At 69.2% G+C, this 12845-nt stretch carries 10 protein-coding genes and 1 pseudogene; 6 read left to right on the top strand and 5 right to left on the bottom strand.

Going from position 1 to position 12845, the window contains the following annotated elements; genetic code table 11:
• Nucleotides 1-173 precede the first annotated feature (173 nt).
• Nucleotides 174-1625 (bottom strand): amidase, encoded by a 1452-nt coding sequence (locus ACFY2X_RS40190; RefSeq protein WP_389948486.1) that lies wholly within the window; start codon nt 1623-1625, stop codon nt 174-176.
• Nucleotides 1626-2364: 739 nt separating this feature from the next.
• Nucleotides 2365-3525: an acyl-CoA dehydrogenase family protein gene (locus ACFY2X_RS40185; RefSeq protein WP_389948484.1), complete on the bottom strand. Its 1161-nt coding sequence runs from the start codon at nt 3523-3525 to the stop codon at nt 2365-2367.
• 103 nt (nt 3526-3628) lie between these two features.
• Here ACFY2X_RS40185 and ACFY2X_RS40180 point away from each other — a divergent pair, with 103 nt between their 5' ends.
• The 3 genes from ACFY2X_RS40180 to ACFY2X_RS40170 are packed head-to-tail and all read left to right on the top strand — an operon-like array spanning nt 3629 to nt 6716.
• Entirely contained in the window at nt 3629-4831 is a 1203-nt protein-coding gene (locus ACFY2X_RS40180; RefSeq protein WP_389948482.1) for a CaiB/BaiF CoA transferase family protein, read from the top strand.
• 53 nt (nt 4832-4884) lie between these two features.
• Complete coding sequence (locus tag ACFY2X_RS40175; protein ID WP_389948480.1) at nt 4885-5697, top strand: HpcH/HpaI aldolase/citrate lyase family protein; 813 nt, start codon at nt 4885-4887, stop codon at nt 5695-5697.
• Complete coding sequence (locus tag ACFY2X_RS40170) at nt 5694-6716, top strand: MaoC family dehydratase (protein ID WP_389948478.1); 1023 nt, start codon at nt 5694-5696, stop codon at nt 6714-6716. Before ACFY2X_RS40175 ends, ACFY2X_RS40170 begins: the two co-directional genes overlap by 4 nt.
• Here ACFY2X_RS40170 and ACFY2X_RS40165 read toward each other — a convergent pair.
• Nucleotides 6707-7741, bottom strand: coding sequence for an Lrp/AsnC family transcriptional regulator (locus ACFY2X_RS40165; RefSeq protein ID WP_389948476.1), 1035 nt, complete (start codon nt 7739-7741; stop codon nt 6707-6709). The genes ACFY2X_RS40170 and ACFY2X_RS40165 overlap by 10 nt on opposite strands.
• A 139-nt stretch (nt 7742-7880) precedes the next feature.
• Here ACFY2X_RS40165 and ACFY2X_RS40160 point away from each other — a divergent pair, with 139 nt between their 5' ends.
• Nucleotides 7881-9293 carry a diaminopimelate decarboxylase family protein gene (locus ACFY2X_RS40160; protein WP_389948474.1) on the top strand — a complete coding sequence of 471 codons (1413 nt, stop codon included), beginning with the start codon at nt 7881-7883 and terminating at the stop codon, nt 9291-9293.
• Nucleotides 9290-9742, top strand: a complete 453-nt coding sequence (locus tag ACFY2X_RS40155) for a VOC family protein (RefSeq protein WP_389948472.1) — start codon at nt 9290-9292, stop codon at nt 9740-9742. The genes ACFY2X_RS40160 and ACFY2X_RS40155 overlap by 4 nt, the downstream gene beginning before the upstream one ends.
• Before the next feature lie 395 nt (nt 9743-10137).
• Here the strand turns inward: ACFY2X_RS40155 and ACFY2X_RS40150 are convergent, their stop codons facing one another.
• Together ACFY2X_RS40150 and ACFY2X_RS40145 are read right to left on the bottom strand one after the other, a co-directional pair.
• Nucleotides 10138-10488, bottom strand: coding sequence for a tyrosine-type recombinase/integrase (locus ACFY2X_RS40150; protein ID WP_389948470.1), 351 nt, complete (start codon nt 10486-10488; stop codon nt 10138-10140).
• A gap of 94 nt (nt 10489-10582) precedes the next feature.
• Nucleotides 10583-11167 (bottom strand): annotated as a pseudogene (locus ACFY2X_RS40145) (recombinase family protein).
• 699 nt (nt 11168-11866) lie between these two features.
• Here ACFY2X_RS40145 and ACFY2X_RS40140 point away from each other — a divergent pair.
• Nucleotides 11867-12808 (top strand): hypothetical protein, encoded by a 942-nt coding sequence (locus tag ACFY2X_RS40140; RefSeq protein WP_389948468.1) that lies wholly within the window; start codon nt 11867-11869, stop codon nt 12806-12808.
• The last annotated feature ends 37 nt before the right edge of the window (nt 12809-12845 follow it).

Below are 12845 nucleotides of genomic sequence, written 5' to 3'. Positions count from 1 at the left end.
GCCGACGCGATCTCACCCCTCACCTAGCCCGTCCGCTGCCGATGGCCGGCGCGGGGCGCGATGGCGGCATCATCGAGGGGGGTGCCGGCGCCGGATGGCCGGCATCGTGGATTTCCTGTGCCGGGAGGAGACTGGTCCGTACCTCGTCCTCGACGGATACCCGGCAATATGCTCTATTTCGGTGCGTGGAAGCCGCCGATCTTCTGCTCGAGCAGTTCGGCCAGCCGCAGCGGGGCGCGGTCCTCGAACATCGGACCGATGAGCTGCACTCCCACCGGCAGGCCCTCAGGGGACCGACCCGCTGGTATGGCGGTGGCGGGCAGGCCGGGCATGGTGGCCAGGCCGGCCCAGACGAGCTGGTCGAAGTACGGGTACTCGACGCCGTCGATGTCGATGCGCCGTTCCAACGGATTGGGGTCGTGGTCGTGCGGGAACGCGGGCGTCGGCGTGATCGGGCACACCACGGCGTCGAACTCGGCGAACAGTTGCCGCCAGCCGTGGCGGTGGACCTCGCGGCGGTTGTTCGCCTCCATCCAGTCGTGGTGGCTGAACACCATGGCGCGCAGCCGCACGGCGTCAAGACTCTGGTCGTCCGCGCTCAGTCCGGCGACGCGGGTCCGCAGCTGCTCGTACGATTCGATGGGAAAACGCGCGACGGAGCCCGAAATCAGCAACCGCATGTAGAGCGTCGCGGCTTCGGTCAGATCGGGCAGCAGCGGACTGTGCCGTTCGACGCGGGCGCCGCCGTCGACGAGCGCGGCGGCCACCCGGTTCACGCCCGCCCGCACGGCGGACCCGGTCGGAATGAGCGGATGCTCCTCGAGCACCAAGACTCGGAAGTCGCAGAGCCGCTCGTGGCGCGCGGGCGGCAGCGTCACGTCGTACGCCACACCGTGCGTCAGCGGGTCCGGTCCGGCCATGACGTCGAGCAGGAGCGTGAGGTCGCGGGCGGTGCGCGCCATCGGACCGACGACGGCCAGATCGAGGTCGACCGGCAACGGCGGCGCCGGCGGCGCGACCATGCCGCGGGTCGCCGCCAGCCCGAGCGTCGGCTTGTGCGCGTAGACACCGCAGAAATGCGCGGGGGTGCGCAACGAACCGGCGATGTCGGAGCCGATGGACAGCGCGCCGAACCCGGACGCCAGAGCCGCCGCTGATCCGCCGGAGGACCCACCCGACGTGCGACCGTGATCCCACGGGTTGTTGGTGGTGCCGTAGATCTCGTTGAAGCTCTGGATATCTTGCAGCCCCACCGGCACATTGGTCTTACCGAGCACCACCGCGCCCGCGGCCTTCAGCCGCGACACCTGTACCGCGTCCTCGGCCGGCATAAAGTTCGCCTGCGGCAGCATGCCCCAGGTCGTGGGCAGCCCGGCGATGTTGTAGGACTCCTTGACCGTCACCGGAATACCCAGCAGCGGCCGGTCCTCGCCGCGGGCGCGCGCCTGGTCGGCACCGCGCGCGGCGGCCCGCGCACGGTCGAAGTCCGGCACGCAAATCGCGTTGATCACCTTGTCGTCCCGCTCGATACGGGCGATCGCCGCGTCGGTCAGTTCCACCGAGCTCACTTCACCGGCACGCAAGGCAGCCGCGAGTTCTTCGGCCGACTGAAAATTCCATTCCATGAATTTGACTCTAACGGCCTGCTGCAGAGGCTCGTCCCACACAAGTCGCCCGCATCCACCGGAAAAATCGAAACGGCCACCTTCACTGGGCCGAAGTCGCGCACTCGTTCTGCCGTCAAAGATGGTCCACCCCAGGTCAGCAGGGTCAGCAGCAGGTCGACTCCACTGGCAAGGGCATGAAATTCCGCTTCGCGCAATGAGATGGACATCTCAATGCTCATCCTGTTTCTCTCCGGTCACTGACTATTCGCTCGACTGCTGGCCATAGTGCGCGGGGATTGTCCAGTAAACGGGGTAAGTCATTTTAAATTTGTTCTATCGAGGTGGCTGGGGGTCAGCGGCCTTCGAAGCGGGCGCGGCCGGCTCATGCACCGGGACGCGCCGCGTCGGCCATCACCGCAGACCGAAGCTCGCGCCGGGGGCGGCTCAGGGCGTCATTCCCAGCTCGCGCAACTGCGCGGGGCGCAACGGCCGCCAGCCGCTGGTGTCGAGCTTGGCCAGCTCCGCCTCCACGTCCACGTTGATGACGCCGAAGAAGTTGATGAGCGTGGCGCCGTGCGTATCTGGGGTCCCAGTAGTGTCCGCCGAATTTCCAACGGGTATGCAGGTCAGGGGCCCTTCTGAAGTTCGTCCTGGAAGACCCCTTGCCGAAGCTCTGACCAGCATTTCCGTTGCTTCTGCGGCGATTACTACCGAGACCCCGTGCTCGGGTTCGCCTGAGTCGTGGACGGTGGGGCTCTCAGTACGAGCGTGGCAGGCCGAGTACGCGGTGGCCGAGGTAGGACAGGACGAGGTTGTTGCTGACCGATGCGATCTCCAGCAGCTTGGCCTCGCGGAACTTGCGTTCCACGTCGAACTCGACGGCGAAGCCGTTGCCGCCGAAGGCGGTCATGGCCGCGTTGGCCGCGGACCAGGACGCTTGGGAGGCGAGGAGCTTCGCGGTGTTGGCCTCGGCCCCGCACGGCTGGCCTCGGTCGAACAGGTCGGCCGCGTGGAACCGCATCAGCGAGGCGGCCGCCAACTGGGCGTGGGCCTGGGCGAGGGGGAACTGGACGCCCTGGTTGGCGCCGATCGGGCGGTCGAAGACCTCCCGCTTCGAGGCGTAGGCCACGGCCCGTTCGACCAGGAAGCGGCCGTCGCCGAGGGCCTCTGACGCTACCAGGACACGTTCGGCGTTCATCCCGTCGAGGATGCAGTGGAAGCCGCGTCCCTCCCCGCCGATCAGGTTCTCTGCGGGCACCCGCAGGTCGTCGATGAACACCTGGTAGGTGTGGTGGGCGGACATCACTGGAATCCGCTGCCACGTCACGCTCGACCCGGCCTCCCGCAGGTCCACCAGGAAGACCGACAGACCATCGGTCTTCCGCGTCACCTCGGTCGCGGGGGTCGTGCGGGCCAGCAGCAGCATCAGGTCCGAGTAGGCGATCCTGGACGTGAAGATCTTCTGCCCGTTGATGACGTAGTGGTCGCCGTCGCGCACCGCTCTGGTCGTGATCTTGGTGGTGTCGGAGCCCGCGTCGGGCTCGGTCACCCCGAACGCCTGCAGGCGCAGCCGACCTGCGGCGATCTCCGGCAGGTAGCGCTTCTTCTGCTCCTCGGTGCCGTGCCGCAGCACGGTGCCCATCGTGTACATCTGGGCGTGGCAGGCGCCCGCGTGCCCGCCCGACTGGTGGATCTCCTCAAGGATGATCCCGGCCTCGGTGATGCCGCGCCCGCCGCCGCCGTACTCCTCGGGGATGAGCGTGGCCAGCCAGCCGAGCTCGGTCATGACGCGGACGAACTCCGCCGGGTACTCGCCGTTCGCCTCCAGATCGCGCCAGTACTGGCCGGGGAAGCGGGCGCAGACGTCGCGGACGGCGAGCCGGATGGCTTGGTGGTCATCGGTGGGCTGAAAGTCCATAGCTGGAGACTGTACGGCTTTGCGACGATTATGTGTAGCATTCCTGCCAAATCATGCTTGAAACAGTCGTACCAAGACCATCACTCAACTGATTGGAGGGATGATGCGCACCAACTTGCTCAGCGGGGTGCGGGTGCTCGCGGTCGAGCAGTACGGCGCGGCGCCGTTCGGCACGCAGCTCCTCGGGCATCTCGGCGCCGAGGTCGTCAAGATCGAGCAGCCGGGCGACGGCGACGTGTCCCGGTCGGTCGGGCCGCTGTTCCTCGACGACCTGCCGGAAACCGCGCGGAGCGTGTTCTTCCAGGGACTCAACGGCGGCAAGAAGAGCCTCACGCTGAACCTGGCGCACGACAGGGGCAGGCAGATCCTGTTCGAGTTGGCCGCGAGCGCCGACGCGGTGGTCAGCAACCTCCGGGGCGACGTCCCCGAACGGCTGGGCCTCACCTTCGACCGGCTGCGCGCGGCCAACCCCCGGATCGTGTGCGGGCACCTCACCGGCTACGGCCGCGCGGGGGAGCGGGCGGCGCGGCCGGGTTACGACTACCTGATGCAGGCGGAGCTGGGATACTTCGACCTGACCGGTGAGCCCGAAGGCCCGCCGTCCCGGATGGGCATCTCCATGATCGACCTGACCGGCGGGGTGGTGCTCGCCCTCGCCACGGTCAGCGGCATCCTGCGGGCGCGGGCCACGGGCCAGGGGGGCGACGTGGACGTCAGCCTGTTCGACGTGGCGCTGTTCAGCCTCAACTACCCGGCGCACTGGTACCTGAACGGCGGGTTGCGCACCTCCCGGCTGCCCCGCTCGGCGCATCCGTCCCTCACCCCGTGCCAGAGTTATCGCACCGCGGATGGCTGGATCTACCTGATGTGCAACAAGGAGAAGTTCTGGCCGCTGCTGTGCGAGCGGATCGGGCGTCCCGAGTGGGGCGACGAGCCGAGGTTCCGTACGTTCGCCAACCGGCTGGCGGCCAGGGACGAGCTGACCGGCCTGCTCGACGGGGAGCTGTCCAGGCGGACCACCGCCGAGTGGCTGGCGGTGTTCGGCGACGCGGTGCCCGCCGCGCCCATCCTGACGCTGCCCGAGGCCATGGACAGCCCCATGGTCCTGGACGGCGACCGGGTCGAGCGGATCGACGTGGGTACGGGAACCGTGCTGCGGATGCTCGCCAGCCCGATCAGGGCGGACGGCCCGGCACGACCGCCCACCTCCGCGCCCACCCTCGGCGAGCAGACCGACGAGGTGCTCACCGCACTGGGCAGAACGGCCGCTGAACTGAGCGAACTGCGCGCGCTGGGCGTGATATGAGCGGCGAAAGGAACCGTGATACGAGCGGTGACAGGAGCATCGACACGGCCCAGGTGATCCTGTTCGTGCCCGGCGACCGGCCCGACCGGATCGGGCGCGCGCTGGCTGCGGGGGCGGACGCGGTGGTGATCGACCTGGAGGATTCGGTCGCCCCCGCGAACAAGCCAGCCGCCCGCGAAGCTGCCATCCGTGCGGTTGAAGCCGCCCGGGTTCTGCCGGTTGGGGTGCGAGTTAATGCTCTGACCACACCCGACGGAATCCGTGATCTCGCGGCCCTGTTCGACAGTTCGGCCGTGTTGCCGGACTTCGTCGTCCTGCCGAAGGTCGAGTCGGCGGCTGAAGCGCGGCTGTGCGCTCAGGTGCTCGGCGGCCGGGACTGGCGTGGTGAGCTGGTGTGTAGCATCGAGTCCGGCGCGGGGCTTGAGCATGCTGCGGAGATCGCCGCCGCCGACCCGCACGTGGTCGCCCTCGGTTTCGGTGGCGCTGACCTGGCCGCGGCGCTGGGCGCCGAGCTGGATTGGGAGCCGATGCTGCCCGCGCGGGCTCGCCTGGTGTGGGCCGCGGCGGCGGCCGGAATCCGCGCACTCGACATGCCCTGCCTCGACCTCGACTCCGCCGCCGTGCTCGCCAAGGAGTGCCGCCGCGCCCGCACGATGGGCTTCACCGGAAAGTTCGTGATCCACCCCAAGCAGGTGGACGGCGTCAGGCAAGCGTTCACGCCGACGGCGCTGCAGGTTGCGGACGCGCACGCGGTGCTGGGGGCGGCCGAGGACGGCGGGGCGGTCCGCTTCCGCGGATCGATGATCGACGCCGCCGTGGTGCGCCGCGCCCGGCTCGTCATCGAACGCGCGGGGGGCGGCGCATGACGTTCTCCGCGTACTACCTGCTCGGTCCCGGTAGGTACGCCGAGCGGTTCGGGCTCGACTTCGAGGACTTCGCCGTGGGACAGCGGTTCCGGCACCGGCCGGGAGTCACCTTGTCCCAGCAGGACAACACCGAGCACGCGCTGGACACGATGAACTCCGCGATGCTGCACTTCGACGCCGCCTACGCCGGGCACACCGCGTGGGGCAGGCCGCTGATGGTCAGCACGCTCACCGCGCAGCGGGTGATCGGCCTGTGCGCCAAGACGTTCGCCCGGCGGCGCAGGCTGCCGGGGTTCGACGAGATCGGCCTGCGGGCACCGGTGTTCGGCGGCGACACGCTGTACGCCGAGTCGGAGATCCTCGCGGTGGACCCCGGTGGCGATCCGGATGTCGGCGTCGTGCGGGTGCGCACCCGTGGGCTGAACGCGTCCGGCGCCGAGGTGATCGACCTGAGCTACCGCGCGGAGATCTACCGTCGGGGGCGTGGCCCGGACGCCGATCCCGGCGGACCGCCGGTGGACGAGCCGAGGTTCGCGGCCTACGACCTGGTTGACGGCGACCTGCGGGAACGGTACGGCCTGTTCTTCGAGGACTGCCGGCCGGGCGAGCGGTTCGCGCACCACCCCGGATACACCTTTCTCCGCGAGGAGGCGATCGGGCAGGCCCGCAGGTCGATGGAGTTCGCACCCGGCTACCACGAAGGGCCGCCCCTGGTCACCGAGATGTTCGTGCTCGCCGCCGCCACGACCGCATCGACGCGCACCTTCGGGCGGGTGGTGGCGAACCTCGGCTGGTACGACATCGAGCTGCCGACCCCGGTGCGCGCGGGTGACACCGTACGGGCCGACTCGGAGATCCTCGACGCCCGCCCGTCGAGGTCGCGTCCCGCCGAGGGGGTCCTGTCGGTCGCCACGCGGGCGGTGAACCAGCGCGGCGAACCGGTGCTGTCGTTTCGGCGCTCCCTGCTGGTGCACCGTAGGGGCGCTGACAGCCCCTACGGCCCCGCCGGCTACGGGTAGACCCGTGGCATCCCCGGCGGCCACGGATACCTGACCTTGAAGATGGACAGGAAGACCAGGATCTCGACCCCGCGCACGCCGGGCACCGTACGAATGCGGTCGGACACCAGCCGATGCAGGTGCTCCGCGTCCAGGTTGCTGACCTCCGCCATCAGGTCGAAGCCCCCCGCGGTGGCCATCAGCCACTCGACCTCGTCGATCTGCGTGATCGCCGCGGCGATCACGTCCAGGTCGCCCTGGCAGCGCAGGCCGATGGCGGCGCGGTGCAGGAAGCCCACCTTCCTCGGGTTGATAATGGCCGCGATCTTGATGACGCCCGTGTCGATCAGGCGCGCCACCCGCTGCCTGGTCGGCGCGAGGCTGAGCCCGACCGCCTCGGCGATCCGCCCGTAGGTCCGCCGCCCGTCCTCCTGCAATTCGGCGACGATCCGCCGGTCGATCTCGTCCAGCGTCACCTCCTCGCCGCTGTCGGTCAGCGCGGGCAGGACCGGGGGGCATCGCCGGGCGCCGACGGGCTCGTCCGGCACCCGTCTGCCCGAGCCGGGAGGCCAGGAGTAGGAGGCCTTGAACAGGTTGAGATACAGGAGGGTCTCGATGTCGCGCACACCGGGGACCGCGCGGATGCGCTCGGCGAGCAGGCCGTACAGGTGCTGCTCGTCCACGCAGCGGAGCTCGGCGATCAGGTCGTAGCGGCCCGCGGTGGCGACCAGCCAGTCGACCTCGTCCACCTCGCTGATCGTGGCCGCGATGGCGTCGAGGTCGCCCTCGCAGCGCAACCCGACCGCGACCCGCAGCCGGAAGCCGAAAGCACCGGGGTTGGTGATGGCCACGATCTCGATCAGCCGGGACCTGGTCAGGCGGGCCACCCGCTGCCGGGTCGGCGCCTCGGTGAGCCCGACCGCCTCGGCGATCCGCCCGTAGGTCCGCCTGCCGTCGTCCTGCAGCTCGGCGATGATCCGCCGGTCGATCTCGTCCAGCGCGGGCGAATCCTGCGGTTCGCGGCTGTCATGGAGGGCATCGGTCACCCCGCAATCGAAGCATGACCGTCGCCCGTCTGCCACGCGACCCCCCGCCCCGACCGGAACAGCGAAAATATTATCACTTGGCTATCTAATCTATAAGAAACAGTTGTTTATAAGGGTTCCATCAACTATTTTGCCATGCATGAGCGAATCCTATGACGCCGATGCGGTAGCGCTGTCGGACGGCATGCTCCGCCGCGAGTCCGGCCGCCTGCTGATCGAGGACGTGCCAGTCGACGCCCTGGTCGAGCGGTTTTCCGCACCGCTGTTCGTGCTGTCCGAGTCCACCCTGCGACGGCAGGCGCGCCGCATCCGCGCCGCGTTCGAGCGGGCCTGGCCCCAGGGCGAGGTCCTGGTGCTGCCCGCGGTCAAGGCCAACCCCGTCCTCGCGCTCCAGCGGGTGCTCGCGCAGGAGGGCATGGGCGCCGACCTGGTCGGCGCGGGCGAACTGGAGGTCGCGGTCCGAGCCGGGATCGACCCCGCCCTGATCTCGCTCAACGGCACCGGCAAGGACCGGGCCACGATCGAGCGCGCCGTGGCACTCGGCGCCCGCGTCACCATCGACGACGTGCGGGAGATCGAACTCTCGGTGGCGGCGGCCCGCACCGTCGGCAAGCAGGCCAACCTGCGGATACGGCTGCGGCCCTACTACGAGACCGACGCCCGCATGGAGGCCTTCGGCATGCCGATCGCCGACATCTACGGCACCTACAAGTCGGGCGTCCCCTACGACGACCTGGCTGAGGCCGGTCGCGCGCTGTCCGCGCCGGAACTGCGGGTCACCGGCGTGATGATGCACATGGGCCGCTACACCACCGACCTGTCGGTCATCGGCGGGTTCAGTAGGCGGTTCGGCGAGCTGACCGCCGAGGTGTCGGACCTGTGGGGCGGCTGGACTCCGGACACCATCGACGTCGGCGGCGGATTCGCGCCGCAGGTCGACGGGTTCGGCCGGGCGAACCCGAGCTTCGTCCCCCCTGTCCCGCCGTCGATCGAGCACTACGCCGAGGTCGTCTGCGAGAACCTGGCCAAGGGCCTGGCGTCGGGCGGCATCGGCGTCGAGGGCCGTACCTTGGAGGTCGAGCCGGGCCGCGCGTTGTTCGGGCCGTGCGGCATCCACGTGGCGACCCTGCTCAACGTGAAGCGCCAGACCCAACCCTTCCCCTTCACCTGGTACGAGACGGACACCACGCAGCTGTTCCTCTCCGAGATCCCCGACCAGGCCGGCCGCCCGCCGGTGATCCCCGTACGGCTACCGGAGACCGAGACCGCGGTCGAAGTCCGGGTCGTCGGCCGCTCCTGCATGTCCGACGTGCTCGCGCGCACCGCCATGCTGCCCGCCATGAGCGCGGGTGACCTGCTGGCCTTCTGCTTCACCGGCGCCTACAACGACGCGAACGCGAGCAACCTCAACCTGCTGCCCCGCCCCGCGACCGTGCTGGTGAACGGCACGCAGGCCCACCTGGTACGGCGGGCCGAGAGCATCGAGGACCTGCTCGCGCGCGACACCCTCCCCGACTACCTCCACCACACCTTCACTGGAGCCGCCCGATGACCATCACCACGCCCGTACTCGACCACGCGGGGCTCACCTGCGCCGACCTGGCGGCCTCGCTCGCCTTCTACCACGACCTGCTCGGCATGCCGCTGCTCGACCAAGGCGAGGCGCAGGCCCGCGCCGCGGGCATCGAGGACGCCTGGCTCGCCTTCGCCATGCTCGACGCGGGCCGGGGGCAGATGATCGAGCTGCTGGAGTACCGCAGGCCCAGGAGCGCGCCGTCGGTCGCGCCGCCGGTCAGCAGCGTGGGAGGCGGGCACGTCGCCATGGGCGTCCAGGACCTCGACGGGCTGCTCGCGCGCCTGGCCGAGGCCGGGGTCCACCCGCTCACCAGGGAGCCGGTCACGGTGTCAGGGCACGGGCACTGGGACGGCGCGCGGCTCGTGTACGTGCTCGACCCCGACCGCCACGTGGTCGAACTGATCCAGTTCGCCGCCGGGCGATAGGATCGGCGCGGCCTGTCGACCATGGCGGAGGCCGTACAGTTCCCGACGCCGCACGCCCCCGCGCAGGCGCTTCGCGGTCAGGAACGGAGATCGGCATGACGGTGGTGCTGTCCGGCGAGGACGTGCGGCGGGTGCTGACGGTGCCGGAGTGCGTGGCCGCGATGCGTACGGTGCTGGCACGCTGGGCCGGATCGTCTTCGGTTTCTCCCGGACCGAGACCTTCCTGGGCGCCCGGTATCGGAAACATGCCCGTCGGATCGCCGAGCAGAAAGCGATCGTCGTCGGCGAAAACTCGATCCTGGCGGTGATCTGGCATCTGCTGGCCGACCCCGACGAGCACTTCGAGGACAGCGCAGATGAGAAAGTGCCGCGAAAGTTGAGGCCCTGCACACGAGCTATAGCCCGCCCTGGGCCATGGGGTTGTCGCGCCAGCGGTCGGCGGCGCGGACGTAGCCGTGCACGGTGGGGGAGGTGGGCTTCCACCGGCCCTGTTCGGCGATCTTCCCGGTGGGCACGCCGGCGTCGGCCAGCGTGGTGGCGCCGCCGGCGCGCAGCCCGTGCGCGCTGTAGTGCTCGGCGTCGGCCAGCCCGGCCCGTAGCGCGGCGTCCTTGACGATCTGGTTGAGCGTGACCCCGGACAGCCGGGCGCCGCCGCGGCCGGCCCAGCCGGGGGTGCCGCCGATCCGGCCGAACCGGTCGATGGGCCGTAGCAGCGCCCCGGCGGTGATCCCGTGTTCGTGGAGCACCGCCTACCACGGGGTTGAGGAGCCCAGGAACAGCCGTTGGCGCTGAGAATGATCCTGAGCGAAGTATGACGTCGGACTTCGGTGTGTGATCGCCCTACCTGGAGGTTTCCGGCCCGTGGATGATGCGGTGGATGATGGAGCGTCCGACGCTGTACTCGGTGGCCAGATCGGCCAGGGACACCTCGCCCTCGGCGTAGCGGCGGCGAATGGAGCGCCGGGCGGGTTCGGGCAGCTTGGGCTGCTTGCCCTTGAGCTTGCCGTTCTTCTTCGCCGGCGCCATGCCCTCACGGGTGCGCAGGCGCCCGAGGTCGACCTCGAACTCGGCGACCATGGCGAGGGTCTGCAGGAACAGCCGGCCGAACGGGTCGGTCCAGTCGTAGACAGAGCCGCCGAGTCCGAACAGGACGCCACGCCCGGACAGGCCGGTCAGGGTCTCGTTGGCCTCGGCCATGTTGCGGGCGAACCGGTCGAACGTGATCACGGTGAACACCGTCCCGTCCTACACGGCGGCGAGGGCCTGGTCGAGGCCGGCGCGGTTACGGCGGGTGGTGCCGGAGAAACCGCGGTCGATGTAGATCCGGTCGTCCGGCACGCCGAGGACCAGGAGCTGCCCGGCCTGGATGATGACGTCTTGCTCGTCGGTCGAGCAGCGGGCGTAGCCGACGCGGGTTCCGTTCACCCTCAAGTGTTCCGTATAGGCCCTTCACCGGAACAGCTCGCGGAACACCTGTGCGGAACACCCCGACCTGGGGCGCTGTCTCGGCCGGCGGGTGTTCCGGTGGAGGATCCCCTAACGGAACACCCGCACAAACCCCCAGCCGCCCACGCCTGACTACCATTCAAGATCAGCTACTTGCGAGCCAGTGCCACGGGTATTACCAATGCCCCTGGACGGGCTGGTCGGCAGTCGCTCTGATGGGCGCCACGTGGATGATCATCGGCTCGAGAGGTCCACCCCGGCCGGACGGCCACCAGAGCCGATCGAGATCGCTGGTGTGGCCGGCCTTGGCGCGCAAAGCGCGTGATTACCCGCGTCGGGCGGTGGCCGAGGTGTTGAAGTCGCATGTGCGGTAACGACGCGATACTGGATCATGATGTGATCGTTGGCGTGAGAGGAACTGCGCCGGCAATTCGTGATCAAGCGCAGCGATCAGCACGTGAACTGGGTGAAGACGCCATGGGCTGTCCAGGGAGAGAGGTCTAGGGCATGCGCGGTCGACTTGCGGCTGCGGCGTTGGTGGTGACGCTGGGGGCTTGTAGCTCTGGGGGCGCGAGCACCCCTGCCCCCTCGGCGTCCGCTCAAGGCCCTCCGGTGCGGACAGGCTCGGGAACCTGGATAGAAGTTGTCGAGGCCGGGCACGGGACTTCGCTGGATGAAGTGGTGGTAACCAGCAGGCGGGACGCGTGGGCGGTCGGTAACGGCGAAAGCGGCCCCACCGTCAAGCGGTGGAATGGCATCGGCTGGCGCGACGTCACCATACCCGCCGGGCCGGAGTTCCCCATGGCCGTGTCCGCCTCATCGAGCCGTGACGTCTGGGTATTCGGCACCGACGGGAGAGTCTGGCGATGGAACGGTCGTACCTGGTCCAGGCAAGGCGGGCCGACAGGGAGCGACGAGTCGGCGGCGGCCGTGGTGGCGGGCGCCGGAGAGGCGTGGCTGGCGGGAGTCGAGGACGTTGCATATATCAACCGGTGGTCTCGGGAAAGGTGGACCAGGGCGGCTTTACCGTTCAAAGTGGACATCCAGGCGCTCAGCGCGGTGTCACCGAACGATGTGTGGGCCATGGGTGACTCCGCGGTCCTGCACTGGGACGGCACCAACTTTCGGGCCATCCCGCTGCCCCCGCCCTACGCGATCCGGTCGTCGGAGGCCGACGGCACATACCTCCGCCTGTTGGACGTGGCGGCGGTGTCACCTGGGGAAGTCTGGGTGGTGGGAACGATGGGGAAAGATTCCTCGGCGGGAGTGGCATTCCGGTGGGACGGTCATCGATTCACCTCGCTCGCGCTTCCGGAAGGAACGGCCGAACTCACTGCGGTCGAAGGCGATGGGCATGGCGGATTCTGGACCGCCGGCGGCGTAGGCCGCGACAGATGGGACACGCGCCTACAAATTCTTCACAACGATGGCCGGCACTGGACCCAGGAGCCAACCCCCGAGCGGACCGGGACTTGGGGTCACGTTGTGTCCGACTTCGCCCGCCTGCCTGGAGACGATCGGATGATCGCGGTGGGCGGGGAACCCGCTCAGGAGGAGGACAGCTGGCAATACCCTCGAACCGTAGAGATTTTCGATGTGGTGATCTTCGGGTTCTTATGATCTTGTTGGTGCGCCGTGCGTGCCGTCGGGGCAGGCC

Source organism: Streptosporangium sp. NPDC000396, assembly GCF_042898655.1.
Classification (GTDB): domain Bacteria; phylum Actinomycetota; class Actinomycetes; order Streptosporangiales; family Streptosporangiaceae; genus Streptosporangium.
This window is presented reverse-complemented; position numbering and strand designations above follow the sequence as displayed.